The organism is Streptomyces sp. NPDC102270 (assembly GCF_044766405.1).
GTDB lineage: Bacteria > Actinomycetota > Actinomycetes > Streptomycetales > Streptomycetaceae > Streptomyces.
Window position 1 is genome coordinate 314,357 of sequence record NZ_JBIWLX010000007.1, and the last position, 16,053, is coordinate 330,409.

Annotated in this window: 12 protein-coding genes and 1 tRNA gene; 7 read left to right on the forward strand and 6 right to left on the reverse strand. The window is 71.7% G+C overall.

From position 1 onward, the window contains the following. Positions 1-43: 43 nt before the first annotated feature. Positions 44-1,369, reverse strand: a complete 1,326-nt coding sequence (locus ACIRP7_RS16575; protein ID WP_403659142.1) for a M20/M25/M40 family metallo-hydrolase — start codon at positions 1,367-1,369, stop codon at positions 44-46. A gap of 197 nt (positions 1,370-1,566) precedes the next feature. Here ACIRP7_RS16575 and ACIRP7_RS16580 point away from each other — a divergent pair. From ACIRP7_RS16580 to ACIRP7_RS16595, 4 genes are all read left to right on the forward strand, one after another. Next, positions 1,567-1,654: transfer RNA gene (locus tag ACIRP7_RS16580), tRNA-Leu, on the forward strand. A gap of 282 nt (positions 1,655-1,936) precedes the next feature. Then, positions 1,937-5,803, forward strand: a complete 3,867-nt coding sequence (locus tag ACIRP7_RS16585) for a Pls/PosA family non-ribosomal peptide synthetase (RefSeq protein ID WP_403659145.1) — start codon at positions 1,937-1,939, stop codon at positions 5,801-5,803. Positions 5,804-5,880: 77 nt separating this feature from the next. Beyond that, positions 5,881-7,257, forward strand: a complete 1,377-nt coding sequence (locus ACIRP7_RS16590; protein WP_403659148.1) for a M1 family metallopeptidase — start codon at positions 5,881-5,883, stop codon at positions 7,255-7,257. After that, positions 7,254-7,682 (forward strand): YchJ family protein, encoded by a 429-nt coding sequence (locus tag ACIRP7_RS16595; protein ID WP_403659151.1) that lies wholly within the window; start codon positions 7,254-7,256, stop codon positions 7,680-7,682. The genes ACIRP7_RS16590 and ACIRP7_RS16595 overlap by 4 nt, the downstream gene beginning before the upstream one ends. A 1-nt stretch (position 7,683) precedes the next feature. On the opposite strand, the gene ACIRP7_RS16600 is transcribed toward ACIRP7_RS16595, so the two are convergent. Further along, the gene (locus ACIRP7_RS16600) at positions 7,684-8,385 is read right to left on the reverse strand and encodes an FCD domain-containing protein (RefSeq protein ID WP_352390934.1); all 702 of its coding nucleotides are present in this window, start codon (positions 8,383-8,385) and stop codon (positions 7,684-7,686) included. Between the two features lie 145 nt (positions 8,386-8,530). On the opposite strand from ACIRP7_RS16600, the gene ACIRP7_RS16605 reads away from it, so the two are divergent. Together ACIRP7_RS16605 and ACIRP7_RS16610 are read left to right on the forward strand one after the other, a co-directional pair. Beyond that, on the forward strand, positions 8,531-9,037 hold the full coding sequence (locus ACIRP7_RS16605) for a gluconokinase (protein WP_352390933.1): 507 nt from the start codon (positions 8,531-8,533) through the stop codon (positions 9,035-9,037). A gap of 57 nt (positions 9,038-9,094) precedes the next feature. Continuing rightward, a complete protein-coding gene (locus ACIRP7_RS16610; RefSeq protein ID WP_403659156.1) occupies positions 9,095-10,492 on the forward strand; it encodes a GntP family permease in 1,398 nt (465 codons plus the stop codon). A 31-nt stretch (positions 10,493-10,523) separates the two neighbouring features. Here the strand turns inward: ACIRP7_RS16610 and ACIRP7_RS16615 are convergent, their stop codons facing one another. From ACIRP7_RS16615 to ACIRP7_RS16630, 4 genes are all read right to left on the reverse strand, one after another. After that, a complete protein-coding gene (locus ACIRP7_RS16615; RefSeq protein ID WP_403659159.1) occupies positions 10,524-11,144 on the reverse strand; it encodes a cytochrome b/b6 domain-containing protein in 621 nt (206 codons plus the stop codon). After that, on the reverse strand, positions 11,128-11,856 hold the full coding sequence (locus ACIRP7_RS16620) for a molybdopterin-dependent oxidoreductase (protein ID WP_403659162.1): 729 nt from the start codon (positions 11,854-11,856) through the stop codon (positions 11,128-11,130). Before ACIRP7_RS16620 ends, ACIRP7_RS16615 begins: the two co-directional genes overlap by 17 nt. A 132-nt stretch (positions 11,857-11,988) precedes the next feature. Continuing rightward, complete coding sequence (locus ACIRP7_RS16625; RefSeq protein WP_403659165.1) at positions 11,989-13,521, reverse strand: APC family permease; 1,533 nt, start codon at positions 13,519-13,521, stop codon at positions 11,989-11,991. A gap of 29 nt (positions 13,522-13,550) precedes the next feature. After that, positions 13,551-14,501 (reverse strand): hypothetical protein, encoded by a 951-nt coding sequence (locus ACIRP7_RS16630; RefSeq protein WP_403659168.1) that lies wholly within the window; start codon positions 14,499-14,501, stop codon positions 13,551-13,553. Between the two features lie 568 nt (positions 14,502-15,069). Here ACIRP7_RS16630 and ACIRP7_RS16635 point away from each other — a divergent pair. Beyond that, positions 15,070-15,963 carry a DMT family transporter gene (locus tag ACIRP7_RS16635; RefSeq protein WP_403659172.1) on the forward strand — a complete coding sequence of 298 codons (894 nt, stop codon included), beginning with the start codon at positions 15,070-15,072 and terminating at the stop codon, positions 15,961-15,963. Positions 15,964-16,053 lie beyond the last annotated feature (90 nt).

Genomic DNA, 16,053 nt, shown 5'->3' on the forward strand with positions numbered 1-16,053 from the left:
GGGCGATCTCGCACGCGCGGCCGAATCATCACGTCAACACGCGTCAGCTCGCGTCGATGAACCGGTCGAGAACCCGCACGCCGAACTTCAGCCCGTCCACGGGCACCCGCTCGTCGACACCGTGGAACATCCCGGCGAAGTCCAGCTCCGGGGGCAGCTTGAGCGGCGCGAAGCCGAAGCCGCGGATGCCGAGCTCGTCGAAGGACTTGGCGTCGGTGCCGCCGGAGAGCATGTAGGGGATCGCCTTGGCGGCCGGATCCTCGGCGACCAGCGCGGACTGCATGGCGTCCACGAGCGCGCCGTCGAAGGTGGTCTCGACGGCCTTGTCGGAGTGCACGTCCTCACGCCTGACCTTGGGGCCGAGGATCTTGTCGAGGTCGGCGAGGAACTCCTCCTCGAAGCCGGGCAGGAAGCGCCCGTCGACGTGCGCGGTGGCCTCGCCCGGGATGACGTTGACCTTGTAGCCGGCGCCGAGCTGCGTGGGGTTGGCGGTGTTGCTCAGGGTCGCGCCGATGAGCTTGGCGATACCGCCGAGCCGGGCCAGCGTGCCCTCCATGTCCTCGGGGTCCAGCTCGGTGCCCAGCGCGTCGCCGAGTTCGTCGAGGAAGGCCCGGGTGGTCTTGGTGACCCGGACCGGGAACTTGTGCCGGCCGAGCCGGGCGACCGCCTCCGACAGTTCGGTGATGGCGTTGTCCCGGTGGATCATCGAGCCGTGCCCGGCGGTACCGGCCACGGTCAGCTTCATCCAGTGCATGCCCTTCTCGGCCGTCTGGATCAGGTAGAGCCGGCGCTGCTCGTTCACCGTGAAGGAGAATCCGCCCACCTCGCTGATCGCCTCGGTCACACCCTCGAAGAGGTCGGGGTGGTGGTCGACGAGGTGCCGGGCGCCGAAGGTGCCGCCGGCCTCCTCGTCGGCGAGGAACGCCAGGACGATGTCCCGGGGCGGCCGGCGGCCGCTGCGCAGCCGGTCACGGACGACCGCCAGGGTCATCGCGTCCATGTCCTTCATGTCGACCGCGCCCCGGCCCCACACGCACCCGTCCGCCACTTCGCCGGAGAACGGGTGGTGGGTCCAGTCCTGCGCGTTGGCCGGTACGACGTCGAGGTGGCCGTGGATCAGCAGGGCGGGCCGGGACGGGTCCTCGCCCGCGATCCGGGCCACCGTGGAGGCGCGGCCCGGGTGCGACTCGTAGATCTGCGGGTCGAGCCCCACCTCGGCGAGCTTTCCCGCGACCCACTCGGCCGCCTTGCGCTCGCCGGGGCCGGAGTGGTCGCCGTAGTTGCTGGTGTCGAACTGGATCAGCTCGCGGCAGAGGTCCACGACCTCGTCCTCGCCGGTGACGCCCCTGGCCGTGTCGGTGTCGCTCACGCTGTTCCTCCCGCTGTCACTGCTGGTGGTCGCCCTCATCCTCTCCCCGTGACCTGCCCGGCCCCAAGACCGGACCCGGCCCGTCACACGCCGTTCACGCGCGTCCCGGGACGGGATGGGGGTGATCGGGCCTCCTCGAAAGCCTGGTAATGTTTCCTTCGTCGCCGCGAGGGGGAACCCCGCGCGACAGACACCTTGTCCGGGTGGCGGAATGGCAGACGCGCTAGCTTGAGGTGCTAGTGCCCTTTATCGGGCGTGGGGGTTCAAGTCCCCCCTCGGACACCAGCCGAATCCCCCGGCCGCTCAGCGGCCGGGGGATTCGTCGTATACAACGGCCTGTGTGCTGTGTGTGGCGCATCTCTCGCTCGGCGTGAAGATCACCAGGTCACAGGCGCGCGGCCGAGCCGTCGCGCCCCTCGAACAGTCTTCCCCAGTGGCAGTTTCGGGGGTGCGAACCTAGCGTCGTACTAAAATTTCCGGCTTGTTACGAGCTGGAGCCGGACAACCCCAGGCAGACCTGCGGCCCGCCAGCGCCCCGGGGGCTCCGGGATCGAGACGCGAGGACCGATGGCAGCCACAGAAGAGAGCAGCGCTCTCGGCCTGCTCAACGAGGAGCTCGGCGCGGAGATCCGCGAACAGTTCGGCGACACCGCCCGTTTCTCCGGAGGGCCCGCCGCCTCCCCGCGCACGCTCGTCGACGTCTTCGACGCCTCCGTACGGTCCTGCCCCGACGAGTTCGCCCTGGACGACGGGACGACCCGGCTCACCTACCGCGCCCTGGCCGCCGAGGTGGAGCGGCTGCGGCGGCGGCTCGCCGGGGCCGGGGTGGGGCTCGGCGACCGGGTGGGCGTCCGGGTGCCCTCCGGTACCAATGACCTCTACGTCGCGATCCTCGCCGTACTCTCCGCCGGTGCCGCCTACGTCCCCGTCGACGCCGAGGACCCCGACGAGCGGGCCGAGCTGGTGTTCGGGGAGGCGGAGGTGCGGGCCGTGGTGGGCGCCGGACACGAGCTGACCGTCAACGAGCGGAGCGAGGCGCCTGCCGCCCGGCCCGGCATCGAGCACGACGCCTGGGTCATCTTCACCTCCGGCTCCACCGGCAGACCCAAGGGCGTCGCCGTCTCGCACCGCAGTGCCGCGGCTTTCGTGGACGCCGAGGCCGCGCTGTTCCTCACCGACGACCCCATCGGCCCTGGTGACAGGGTCATGGCGGGGCTGTCGGTCGCCTTCGACGCGTCCTGCGAGGAGATGTGGCTGGCGTGGCGGTACGGGGCCTGTCTGGTGCCGGTGCCGCGTTCCCAGGTCCGCAGTGGGGCCGATCTAGGGCCCTGGCTGGTCGAGCAGGAGATCACCGTGGTCTCCACGGTGCCCACGCTCGCCGCGCTGTGGGAGCCCGAGACCCTCGACGAGGTACGGCTGCTGATCTTCGGCGGGGAGGCCTGTCCGCCCGAGCTGGTGCAGCGGCTGGTGACGGAGGGGCGCGAGGTGTGGAACACCTACGGGCCCACCGAGGCGACCGTCGTGGCCTGTGCGTCGCTGATGAGCGGCGCGGAGCCGATCCGGATCGGGCTGCCGCTGGACGGCTGGGAGCTGGCCGTCGTCGACGAGGCCGGGGAGCCCGTGCCGATGGGCGCGAGCGGGCAGCTGGTGATCGGCGGGGTCGGTCTCGCCCGGTACCTGGACGCGGAGAAGGACGCGGAGAAGTACGCGCCGCTGAAGTCGCTGGGCTGGGAGCGGGCGTACCGCAGCGGTGACCTGGTGAAGGCGGAGCCCGAAGGGCTGGTCTTCCTCGGGCGGGCCGACGAGCAGATCAAGCTCGGCGGCCGACGGATCGAGCTCGGTGAGGTCGACACGGCTCTCCAGGCGCTGCCGGGGGTCGCGGGGGCGGCCGCCGCCGTGCGCACGGCCCGCAGCGGCAACCAGCTTCTCGTCGGGTACGTCGTCGCCCAGGACGGCTGGGACCACGCGGCGGCCGTGGAGAAGCTGCGGGCCGAACTGCCCGCCGCGCTCGTGCCGTTGATCGCTCCCGTCGCCGACCTGCCGACCCGGACCTCCGGCAAGGTGGACCGCAACGCACTGCCGTGGCCGCTGGAGGGGCTCGAAACCGGGGGTCCCGCGGAGGAGTTGTACGGCACCGAGGCCTGGCTCGCCGAGCAGTGGACGGAAGTCCTGGGCGTCCCGGTCTCCCGTGCCCGCGACGACTTCTTCGCGATCGGCGGCTCCAGCCTGGCCGCCGCCCAGTTGACCACCCGGCTGCGCACCCGCTACCCGAGCGCGGCCGTGCTCGACATCTACCAGCGGCCCACCCTGCGGAAGTTGGCCCGGCACCTGGAGGAGTCCGCGCAGGACGACGGGGTCGCGCGGGTGATCGCGCCGGTGCCGCTCGGCGCCCAGGTGATCCAACTCCTGGTCCTGCTCCCCCTGTTCACGCTGCTGGGCCTGCGCTGGCTGGTCCCGCTGGCCGCCGTCGGGAACCTCCTGCCCTCTTACGGCTGGCTGCCGACCGCCTCCTGGTGGCTGATCGGCGCCGGTGGCCTCGCGCTCTTCAGCCCGCCCGGACGGCTCGTGATCGCCGCGGGCGGGGCCCGGCTGCTGCTGCGAGGCGTCCAGCCCGGCCGCCATCCGCGGGGTGGCAGTGTCCACCTGCGCCTGTGGACCGCCGAGCGGCTCGCCGAGTTCACCGGGGCGACCTCGCTGACCGGCTCGTGGCTGGAGCGGTACGCGCGGGCGCTGGGCGCCAAGGTCGGTCCTGACGTGGACCTGCACTCGCTGCCGCCGGTCACCGGCATGCTCAAGCTGGGCCGGGGCGCGGCCGTGGAGTCCGAGGTGGACCTGTCCGGCTGGTGGCTGGACGGCGACCGGCTGGAGATCGGCCAGGTCAAGGTGGGCGCGCACGCGGTCGTCGGCACGCGCAGCATCCTCTTCCCGGGTGCCCGGGTCGGCAAGCGGGCCGAGGTGGCGCCGGGGTCGGCGGTCACCGGGCAGATCCCGACCGGTCAGCGCTGGGCGGGCGCGCCCGCGGTCAAGCTCGGCAAGGCCAAGCGCAACTGGCCGAAGGAACGGCCGGCCCGGGGCACGTACTGGCGGGTGATGTACGGCCTCACCGGTCTCGCGCTGACCCTGCTCCCCGTGCTCGCGGGCGGGGCGGCCTTCCTGGTCGCGCGGCCCTTCCTCGCCGGCGACGCTCCGCTGCGGGGCGCTTTCCTCGCCCTCGTCCCGGCGACGCTGGCCTTCGGTGCGGCCTTCGCGCTGCTGCTCCTGATCTCCGTACGGCTGCTGAGCCTGGGGCTGCGCGCGGGGACGTATGCGACGCACAGCCGGATCGGGTGGCAGGCGTGGACCGTGACGCAGCTGATGGACCGCTCGCGCGAGACGCTGTTCCCGCTGTACGCCGGGCTGGTCACGCCGGTGTGGCTGCGGCTGCTCGGGATGCGGATCGGGCGGGGCGCCGAGGTGTCGACGGTGCTCGCGCTGCCCAGCCTGACGACGGTCGGCGAGGGCGCGTTCCTGGCCGACGACACGCTGACCGCGCCGTACGAGCTGGGGGGCGGCTGGGTCAGGATCGGGCGGGCGGAGATCGGGCGGCGGGCGTTCCTCGGGAACTCGGGGATGACCGCGCCGGGACGGAGCGTGCCGGACGGCGGGCTCGTCGGGGTGCTGTCGGCGACGCCGAAGAAGGCGAAGAAGGACACCTCGTACCTGGGGCTGCCGCCGGTGAAGCTGCCGCGCAGCGCGGCCGGCAGCGACCAGAGCCGGACGTACGAGCCGTCGGCGGGGTTGCTGTGGGCGCGCGGTCTGGTGGAGCTGTGCCGGATCGTGCCCGTGTTCTGCTCGGCCGGGCTGGCCGTGCTGACGGTGGCCGCGCTGTGCGTGCTGGGACCGTGGGCCTGGCTGCTGGCCGGGGTGGTGCTGGTCGCGGCCGGTGCGGTGGCGGGGCTGGTGTCGGTGGTCGCGAAGTGGCTGCTGGTGGGGCGGCACCGCAGCGGGGAGCACCCGCTGTGGAGCGGCTTCGTGTGGCGCAACGAGCTCGCGGACACCTTCGTCGAGGTGCTGGCGGTGCCGTGGCTCGCGGGTTCCGTGCCCGGTACGCCGGTGCTGACGGCGTGGCTCAGGGGGCTCGGCGCGCGGATCGGCAAGGGCGTCTGGGTGGAGAGCTACTGGCTGCCGGAGACCGATCTGGTGACGCTGGAGGACGCGGTGACCGTGAACCGCGGCTGTGTGCTGCAGACCCACCTCTTCCACGACCGGATCTTGCGGACGGATACTGTGGTCCTCCGTGAGGGTGCCACGCTGGGCCCTGGCGGGATCGTGCTGCCCGGCAGCACGATCGGGGCCCGCACCACGCTGGGCCCCGCGTCGCTCGTCATGGCCGCGGAGTCCGTCCCGGACGACACCCGCTGGCTCGGCAACCCGATCGAGGCATGGCGGCCCTGAACGCGGGCCACTCGGAGTCGGTGAGCGGTGTACCGGCGGATCCGAGCGGCAACGCAGCGCAGGGAGCAGAAGCGGCAGTGGCAGTTCAGCAGGCGGCGGGTCCGGACCCGTACTTCCCGGACCACGGTGACGCCCGGTACCGGGTGCACCGCTACGAGCTCGCGCTGGACTACCGCCCCGCCCCGAACCGGCTGGCCGGGAGCGCCCGGATCAACGCCATAGCGGGGCGCTCGCCGCTCCCGGAGTTCATGCTCAACCTCTCCGACTTCAAGATCGGGCGGGTGCGGGTGGACGGCCGTCCCGCGCATTACACGCACCGGGGCGGGAAGCTGCGGGTGCGGCCCGCGAAGCCGGTGCGGTCCGGGGCCGCGTTCACGGTCGAGGTGCACTGGTCGGGCAACCCCCAGCCGGTCGGCAGCCCTTGGGGCGGGCTCGGCTGGGAGGAGCTGGAGGACGGGGCGCTGGTGGCGAGCCAGCCGATCGGGGCGCCGTCCTGGTACCCGTGCAACGACCGGCCCGCGGACAAGGCGTCGTACCAGATCTCGATCACCACGCCCTCCGCCTACGCGGTCGTGGCGGGCGGCCGGCTGCTGACCCGTACCGCGAAGGCGTCCACGACGACCTGGGTGTACGAGCAGGCCGCGCCCACCTCCAGCTATCTCGTCGGGCTGTCGATCGGCAAGTACCAGACGGTGCTGCTCGGCGACCCGGGTCCGGGCGGGGTGCCGCAGCACGGGCACATCCCGGCGCACCTGCTTCCGGAGTTCTCGCGGGACTTCGCGCGTCAGCCGCAGATGATGGAGCTGTTCCAGGAACTGTTCGGGCCGTATCCGTTCGACGAGTACGCGGTCGTCGTCACGGAGGAGGAGCTCGATGTGCCCGTGGAGGCACAGGGGTTGTCGCTGTTCGGCGCCAACCACGTGGACGGCGCCCGGGGTTGGGAGCGGCTGGTCGCGCACGAGCTGGCGCACCAGTGGTTCGGCAACAGCGTGTCCATCGCGGACTGGCGGCACATCTGGCTCAACGAGGGGTTCGCCAAGTACGCCGAGTGGCTGTGGTCGGAGCGCTCGGGGGGCCGTACGGCACAGCAACTGGCCGCCGCGGCGCACCGGTTGCTGTCCTCGCTCCCCCAGGACCTGCGGCTGGCCGACCCGGGCCGCAAGTCGATGTTCGACGACCGGCTCTACGAGCGGGGCGGGCTCACCGTGCACGCGGTGCGCTGTGCGATGGGCGACGAGGCGTTCTTCCGGATGCTGCGCGGCTGGGCGGGGCTGCACCGGGGCGGGGCCGTGACCACTTCGACGTTCACCGCCCATGTGAACCGGTTCACGGAGGAGTCGCTGAACGGGCTGTTCGACGCGTGGGTGTACGGGACGGCGCTGCCGTCGTTGCCGACGGTGATACCGGCACGGCCGGCGCATCCCCCGACCAACACCGGCACGGTGCAGCCGTGACCCGGCGCGCCTCCCGGCAACGGCCCCATTGCCCTTGCGGCCTCGAAGCGACGTACGACAACTGCTGCGGCCGCTTCCTCCCCCAGTCTCGAACAACCTCGACCGGGGGGACCCCCACGGGTGAGTCGGCGGCGCCCACCGCCGAAGCGCTCATGCGGTCGCGCTACAGCGCCTTCGTGAAGCGGGAGCGGGACTACCTGCTGCGCACCTGGCACCCACGGACCCGGCCCGCTTCTCTGGACCTGGACGCGGGCATGCGCTGGACCGGCCTGGAGATCCTCGGCACGGGGGACGGCTCGGCGTTCCACAGCACGGGCACCGTGACGTTCCGCGCCTCGTTCAGAGGTGGTTCGCTGCACGAGCGCAGCCGTTTCGAGCGTGTCGACGGAGCCTGGGTGTACGTCGACGGGGAGTTCCTCGACTGACCTACGGCGCGAGGATGTCCAGCTCCTGGAGCGCGCCCTCCGCGATCTCGCGGGTCAGCGCCTCCGCGTGGCCCGCGTCACCCGCGCGGATCGCCTCGGCGAGCCGGACATGGAGGGTGACGGCGGCGGGGTCGGGGTCCTCGAACATGACCTCGTGGCGGGTGCGGCCGGTGAGGACCTCGGCGACCACGTCACCGAGGCGGGCGAACATCTCGTTGCCGGAGGCGTTGAGGATCACCCGGTGGAAGGCGATGTCGTGGAAGAGGTAGCCCTCCAGCCGGTGGCCCTTGGAGTTGGCGACCATGCCGAGCGCGCACTCGGTGAGCTCGGCGCACTGCTCGGCGGTCGCGTGCTTCGCGGCGAGGGCCGCCGCCACCGGCTCGATCGCCGAGCGCAGCACGGTCAGTGAGCGCAGTTGCTGCGGGCGGTCGGCGCCGGCCAGTCGCCAGCGGATGACCTGGGGGTCGTACACGTTCCACTCGGCCTTCGGACGCACCGTCACGCCCACGCGGCGGCGGGACTCGACCAGGTGCATGGACTCCAGGACGCGGACCGCCTCGCGCATCACCGAGCGTGAGACGTCGAAACGCTGCGCGAGTTCGTCCGTGCGCAGAACACTGCCCGGCGGGTACTCGCCCGCGGTGATCGCCGGTCCGAGGGCCTCCAGTACGCGTCCGTGCAGCCCCCGGCCCAATGTGCTCATGCACTCAGAGTACGGGGCACGTCACACCCAGAAAAAGTCAGACTTAATCATCACAGGGTCTTGAATTAGTACTACCTAATCGGTTTCAGTTGCTCGCATCAACGCATCAAAGGTGTCGACGAAGACAGCGGACAGTGAGGCAGTGATGAGTACCCCGAAGGTCGTCGTGGTCATGGGCGTCGCGGGCACCGGGAAGACCACCATCGGTCCCCTGCTCGCGGCCAGGCTCGGCGTCCCGTACGCCGAGGGTGACGACTTCCATCCCCCGGCCAACATCGCCAAGATGTCGGCCGGCACCCCCCTCACCGACGACGACCGGTGGCCGTGGCTGGACGCCATCGGCTCCTGGGCGCACGGGCGGGCGGGGCTCGGCGGGGTGGTCAGCTGCTCGGCGCTGAAGCGGTCGTACCGGGACCGGCTGCGGGCCGAGGCGCCCGGGGTCGTCTTCGTGCACCTGGCGGGCGACCGCTCGGTCATCGAGGGCCGGATGTCGCACCGACAGGGGCACTTCATGCCCACCACACTGCTGGACTCGCAGTTCGCCACGCTCCAGCCCCTCCAGGAGGACGAGGCCGGGGTCGTGGTGGACGTCTCCGGCAGCCCGGAGGAGATCACCGGGCGGGCCGCGAAGGCGCTCGCCGAGCTCCCGTAACACCCCTTTTCATCCCCCTTTCCGAAGCACATCTTCCGTACCTGCAAGGGACCCCCCGTGACCAGACTCAGTGTCGAGATGCTGGCAGCGGACGCACCGGAGCCGATCACCTCGGCCGGTCACGCTCAGCTGGGCATCGCCGTCCTGGTGGGCATCGCCGTCATCGTGCTGCTCATCACCAAGTTCAAGCTCCACGCGTTCCTGTCGCTGACCCTGGGCACGCTCGTGCTCGGCGCGGTCGCCGGGGCACCGCTCGACAAGACCATCATCAGCTTCACCACCGGGCTCGGCACCACGGTCGCCGGCGTCGGCGTGCTGATCGCCCTCGGCGCGATCCTCGGCAAGATGCTCGCCGACTCGGGCGGGGCCGACCAGATCGTCGACACGATCCTCGCGAAGGCGGGCGGCCGTTCGATGCCGTGGGCGATGGTCCTGATCGCGTCCGTGATCGGTCTGCCGCTGTTCTTCGAGGTCGGCGTCGTGCTGTTGATCCCGGTCGTGCTGATGGTCGCCAAGCGCGGCAACTACTCCCTGATGCGCATCGGCATCCCGGCCCTCGCCGGCCTGTCCGTGATGCACGGTCTGGTCCCGCCGCACCCCGGCCCCCTGGTGGCGATCGACGCGGTGCAGGCCAACCTCGGTGTGACCCTCGCGCTCGGTGTGCTGATCGCCATCCCGACGGTGATCGTCGCCGGTCCGCTCTTCTCGAAGGTCGCGGCCCGCTGGGTGGACGTGCCGGCGCCCGACCGGATGGTCCCGCAGCGTGCCTCGGAGGACCTGGAGAAGCGCCCGGGCTTCGGTGCCACCCTCGCCACGATCCTGCTTCCCGTCGTCCTGATGCTGTCCAAGGCGCTGGTCGACATCGTGATCGACGACCCCGACCACACCGCGCAGCGCGTCTTCGACGTCATCGGTTCCCCGCTGATCGCCCTGCTGGTCTCGGTGCTCGTGGGCATCTTCACGCTGCTGCGCCCCGCCGGGTTCGGCAAGGAGCGCCTCACCCCGCTCGTCGAGAAGGGCCTCGCGCCCATCGCCGGCATCCTGCTGATCGTCGGCGCGGGTGGTGGCTTCAAGCAGACCCTGATCGACTCCGGTGTCGGTCGGATGATCCTGGAGATATCCGAGGACTGGTCGATCCCGGCCCTGCTGCTGGCCTGGCTGATCGCGGTGGCGATCCGCCTGGCGACGGGCTCGGCGACGGTGGCCACGGTCTCCGCGGCCGGTCTGGTCGCGCCGCTCGCGGCGAACATGTCGACGACCCACACGGCCCTGCTCGTCCTCGCCATCGGCGCCGGCTCGCTCTTCTTCAGCCATGTCAACGACGCCGGGTTCTGGCTGGTCAAGGAGTACTTCGGCCTCAGCGTCGGCCAGACCATCAAGACCTGGTCGATCATGGAGACGATCATCTCGGTGGTCGCGGGCGGTCTGGTCCTGCTGCTCTCGCTGATCATCTAGGCGCACGGCGGCTGCGGCGCCCCCTGTCGGTCTACGGCCGCCACAGGGGGTGTTCGCGTTCCGCCCACTCCCGGCTCACCGACCCCGTCCGCAGCCCCCGTCGGGCCTCGGGGTCGCCGAGGGCCATGCCGATGTGGCCCGCGAGGACGACGCCGATGGTGAGGGCCAGCCAGTCGTGGACGAAGGTCGCGCCGGTGCGCCACTGGATGGGCGCGAGGTGGGTGAACCACATCAGCAGGCCGGTGCCGAGCATGACCAGGCTCGCCCCCGCGATCCAGGCGGCGTAGACCTTCTGGCCCGCGTTGAACTTGCCCGCCGGACGGGATGCCCGGCGTTTGTCGCGGCGCAACGCGGCCCGCAGCCAGACCCGGTCGTGCGGGCCGAAGCGGTTCAGGAAGCCCAGGTCGGCGCGGAGGGCGCGGGAGGCCAGGCCCAGGAGGACCGGGAGCGGCAAGGCCAGGCCCGCCCATTCGTGGACCCGGACCACCAGCTCACGGCGGCCGACGAGTTCGGCGAACTGGGGGATGTACAGAAAGGCCGCCGTCACCACGCACACGCCCATCAGTGCGGCGGTCGCGCGGTGGACCCACTTCTGGCTCCGGCCGAAACGCCGGAGGCGTGTCTGCGAGGGCGCGTCAACTCGTAGGGTCATCGTCCCGCCCGTTCGATCGGCCCACCCAGGCGTCCACGTCGTAGCCCCGGTCCTCCCAGTAACCCGGCTCCACGCCCTCGGTGACGGTGATGCCGGACAGCCACTTGGCCGACTTGTAGAAGTACATCGGCGCGACATAGAGGCGGACCGGGCCGCCGTGGGTGTGGCCGATGTCCTTGTCCTGCATGCGCAGGGCTACCAGGACGTCCGGGCGGCGGGCCTGGTCGAGGGTGAGGCTCTCGGAGTACGCCCCGTCGAAGCAGGTGAAGCGGACGGCGCCCGCCTTGGCGGTCACCCCGGCGGCGTCCAGCAGCGCGGAGAGCCGTACGCCTTCGAAGGGCGTGTCCGGGACCCGCCAGCCCGTTACGCACTGCACGTCCTTGACCAGCCGGGTCTGGGGCATCGCCCGCAGATCGGGCAGGGTGTACGTCCGCGGGCGCGAGACCAGGCCGTCGATCTTGAGCTGGTAGTTCTCGGTGTTCTTGTGCGGCACCGACGACGTCACCGAGTAGTAGCGGAAGCCGCCGCCGTTGGGGAGCAGGCCCGTCAGACCGGTGGGGTCCTTGTCGGCGGCGCTGCCGAGGAAGGCCTCCAGACCGCGTTGCAGGGTGGGCGCGGCGACCACGCCGAGCGCGCCCAGGCCGAGGGTGCCGAGGAGGACACGGCGGCCGATCGGCGTACCGCGCTGCTCCTCGGGCTGTTCGGAGTTCACGTACTCATTCGAACACCCGCGAGGCCTGCGGGACCAGGACTCGCGGGTGCTCGTCAGACTTCCGTAACCACTTCTCCCCCGGTTCTCAGTGAGCATCCGGCGCGTGGAGGCCTGTGCGGAGGGTGCGCGGGGTTACGACGTCTCCCCGGCCGCCTTCTCCAGCTGGAACGCCTCGTTGCCGAGCCCGATCCGGGCGTGCGCCTCGGGCCTGCGGGCCCGCAGGAGCAGTCCCTGAGCCACGCCCACCAGCAGGGCCAGCCCGATGATGCCGGGCAGCACCCAGCTCAGCGAGGAGCCCGGGCCCGCGCCGACCAGGACGTCGAAGTCCTTCACGGTGTAGACGGCGATCACCAGCAGGGCGATCCCCGCGAGCGCCGAGGTGACCAGCCGCCAGGCCTGGGCGCCCGCCGCGCCGCGCCGGACGAAGAAGACGATGACGGACGCGGAGGCCGCCGCCATCAGCACGATGACGCCGAGGGAGCCGATGTTGCCGAACCAGGTGAACAGGTGCAGGACCGGCACGGTCGGGTCGCCGGTGGGCTTGTCGTCGGCGATCGCGAAGACGGCCACGACCACCACGGACACGGCGGTCTGGAGCAGCGAGCCGGTGCCGGGAGCGCCGCTGGCACTGTTCGTGCGGCCGAAGGCGGCGGGCAGCAGTCCCTCGCGGCCCATGGCGAAGGCGTAGCGGGCGACGACGTTGTGGAAGCTGAGCATGGCCGCGAACATGCCGGTCACGAACAGGACGTGCAGGATGTCCGTGAAGGTGCCGCCGAGGCGGGACTCGGTGAGCCCGAAGAGCAGTCCGGCGCTCTGCTTCTGGGACTCGGCGACGATCGCCGAGGGTCCGGTGGCGACGGTGAGGGCCCAACTGCTGAGCGCGAAGAACACGGCGACGCCGCCGACCGCCAGGAACATCACGCGGGGCACCAGGATGTGCGGGCGGCTGGTCTCCTCGGCGTACACGGGTGCCTGCTCGAACCCGAGGAAGGCGGCGATGCAGAAGCACAGGGCGGTGCCGACGCCGGCGCCGCTGAGGGTGTCCGGGTTGAAGGCGTGCAGGGACAGGCCCTGGGCCGCGGGGTCGGCGACGGCGGCGATGTCGAAGATGACGACCAGGGCGACCTCGACGATCAGCAGGACGCCGAGCACACGCGCGTTGACGTCGATCTTGAGCCAGCCGAGCGCGCCGACGACCAGCGCGGCCACCAGAGCGGGTATCCACCAGGCCACCGACAGGTCGGTGTAGGTGGCGAACAGCCCGGAGACCTCGAAGCCGAAGATGCCGTAGATGCCGACCTGGAGCGCGTTGTAGGCGACCAGGGCGACGAGGGCCGCGCTCGCCCCGGCCGTGCCGCCGAGGCCGCGGGAGATGTAGGCGTAGAAGGCTCCGGCGTTGTGGACGTGCCGGCTCATCTCGGCGTAACCGACGCTGAACAGGACGAGGACCACGCCGAGGACGACGTAGAGAAGGGGCTGGCCGACGATCCCCATCACTGCGAATGTAGTGGGCATGACACCCGCGACGACCATGAGCGGCGCGGTCGCCGCGAGGACGGAGAGCAGCAGGCCTCCGGTGCCGAGGCGGCCGGCGCGCAGGGCGCGGTCCTGCCCCTTGAACGTACTGATGCCTGGTCTGCTCTTGCTGGAACTCTCGGTGGCCATGGGGACCGTCCTTCTGGGGTTCGGGGGTGTCACACCGTGCCGAGCGCGTGGTCGCGGGCGGCACGGAAGGCGGAGTACGGCTCGCGGTCCGGATAGGACCAGGGGGCCGGGGTGGGGCGTTCGCCGATGCGGTGGAAGAGGGCGGCGGCTTCGGCGCTGCGGCCCTCGCAGACCTTCGCGTGGGCGAGGAAGTTGAGGTCGACCAGGCGGCGGGGGTGGCCCTCGTGCTCCCATTCCAGCCACCAGTCGAAGGCCGCCTTCATCACCTGCCGGGCCCGGCGTCCGGTCCAGTGGGCGGAGGCGGCGGGGTCGCGCGGCTCGTGGCCCGCCGCGGCCAGGGCGCGGTAGCGCTCGGCGTGCGCGATGACCGGCAGGATCGCGAGCGGCGAGTCGGCGGGGGCCTGTTCGGCGGCCCAGTTGGCGAAGTCGTAGACCTCGTGCAGCGGGTCGGGTCCGGTCTCGGCACGGCGCTCGGCGAGCCGGGCGACCATCAGATGGTGGGCGTGGTGGTGGTCGGCGTACCGCTGCCGGATCTCGCCGAAGACGTCGGCGACCTCGTCAGCGGCCCCGAGGTCGCGCTCCAGCAGGAGCAGGCCGAGCCAGGGGGTGGGGTCGGCGGGCGCGAGTTGGGCCGCGGTCCGGCAGGCCTCGCGGGCCGCCGCGGGCTTCCCCTTGCCCCGCCGGACGCGCTGGACCAGGGCGAGGGCGAGCAGTACGGCGGCGTCGGCGGAGTCCGGCTCGGCCACCAGCCAGTCCCTGGCCCAGGCCTCGCTGTACGGCTCGGCCGCGAGCACCGTGACCCGGTGACCCCGTCGGTCCCAGTCGTCACCCGTCCGGGTGAGCAGCGCCCGGACCGCCTGCCACCTGCCCTGCGCCAACGCGGCGCGCGCGTCGATGAGTTCGGCGTCGTCGAGGGCCGCGTCGAAGGCCTGGGAGGCGCGTTTCCGACTGCGGCCGAAGGAGGGTGGGGGCGGGGACACCGGGTGGGTCTTCCTCACGGAAGGTGGGGCGTGGCGGGTGGGACGGGGGTGCGGGGCTGAGACAGGTGGGGCGGCTGAGCAGGGGGCTTCTGGAGTTGCGGAGGATGCGGTGGGCCGGAGGAGAGGAGTGGAGGGAATGCGAGGGGAAGGCGGAACGGGGCGCCTGAGCGGATGCGGGCAGGCTGACGAGCTGGCAGGCCGACAGGCGATGTGGACAGGTCGGGGGGTCGATTCGCACCGCCATCGACCGATCACGCACAGCCAACCCTCCGACAATGGTTTGCGTCAAGGGCCGAAGGCACATTACACGCGTCAAGTCTCCATGACTGAGAGGAAGTTGTGGCGACGCTGTGCTGGTGGGGACGGGTCGGGGACCTCCTCTGTGGCGTACGCCATGGCGTCCTCCTTCCCCCGCACCGCACCATGACGGGACACCCGCCGCCGAGAATGGTTCGGTGGCCGAGTCGACGGCCCGAATCCGGGTACTCCCAGGGGCAAGCCGGACACTGGGACGCTAAAGTCGGCGACTACCACCCCGCCGCCCGGCCGGACGATCGAGGTACGCAGCGTGTCGGTTCTGGTTCTGACTCTCGCCGTGAGTGCTGCCTGTTGCCTGGGCTTCGGCTTCGTGCTCCAGCAGAACGCGGCCCAGCAGGCCCCGCTGAGCGACTTCCTCTCGCCCCGGCTGCTCCTCGACCTGGTGAAGGTGCCGCGCTGGCTCGGCGGGATCGGTCTGATGGTGGCCGGCATGGTCCTCGGCGCGATCGCACTGGGCCAGGGCGAGGTCTCCCTGGTCGAACCCCTGCTCGCGACGAACCTCCTCTTCGCCCTGGCCCTCTCCCGCAAGCAGACGAAACAGCCGCTGGGCCGGCAGGGCTGGGCCGGGCTCGTGCTGCTGGCGGGCGGGGTGACCGCGTTCATCGTGGCGGGCGAGCCGCGCGGCGGTACGGCGGTGACCGACCCCTTCCGCCACTGGCTGATCATCGGCGTCATGGTGGGCCTCTCCCTGCTGCTCACGGCCTATGCCAAGCGCTCCCGCCTCAGCTGGGGCCCGGTCCTGCTGGCCCTGGCGGCCGGGCTGCTGTACGGCGTCCAGGACGCCCTCACCCGGGTCAGCGGCCAGCGCTTCTCCGAGGGCGGCCTCGCGGAGCTGCTGACCGGCTGGCAGCCGTACGCCGTGCTGGCCCTCGGTGTCACCGGGCTCGTCCTGGTGCAGAGCGCGTTCGAGACCGCGCCGCTGCGGATGTCGCTGCCCGCACTGACGGCGGCCCAGCCGCTGGCCGGGATCGTGTGCGGGGTGGGCTTCCTGGGCGACCGGCTGCGCACCGACACCGCCGCGCTGACCTGGGAGGCGCTGGGGCTCGCTGCGGTCGTCGCGGGCATCGTCCTGCTGGGGATGCACCCCGCGATGCCCGCCGGAGCCGCCCAGTCGGAACCTACGCGTGACCTCCAGCCGAGCTGAGACACGCGCTGGCGGGGACGTGGGCGCTGCGTGAGGGCGGGTTCCTGTGCGGACGCGGTCCATGTACGGAGGCGGGGCGCTGTGCGGACG

Bases quoted from the DNA above. Each gene is read 5' to 3' on its own strand.
- ACIRP7_RS16615 (WP_403659159.1), bottom strand. From the start codon at position 11,144: ATGACCCTACGAGTTGACGCGCCCTCGCAGACACGCCTCCGGCGTTTC.
- ACIRP7_RS16625 (WP_403659165.1), bottom strand. From the start codon at position 13,521: ATGGCCACCGAGAGTTCCAGCAAGAGCAGACCAGGCATCAGTACGTTC.
- ACIRP7_RS16585 (WP_403659145.1), top strand. From the start codon at position 1,937: ATGGCAGCCACAGAAGAGAGCAGCGCTCTCGGCCTGCTCAACGAGGAG.
- ACIRP7_RS16605 (WP_352390933.1), top strand. From the start codon at position 8,531: ATGAGTACCCCGAAGGTCGTCGTGGTCATGGGCGTCGCGGGCACCGGG.
- ACIRP7_RS16600 (WP_352390934.1), bottom strand. From the start codon at position 8,385: ATGAGCACATTGGGCCGGGGGCTGCACGGACGCGTACTGGAGGCCCTC.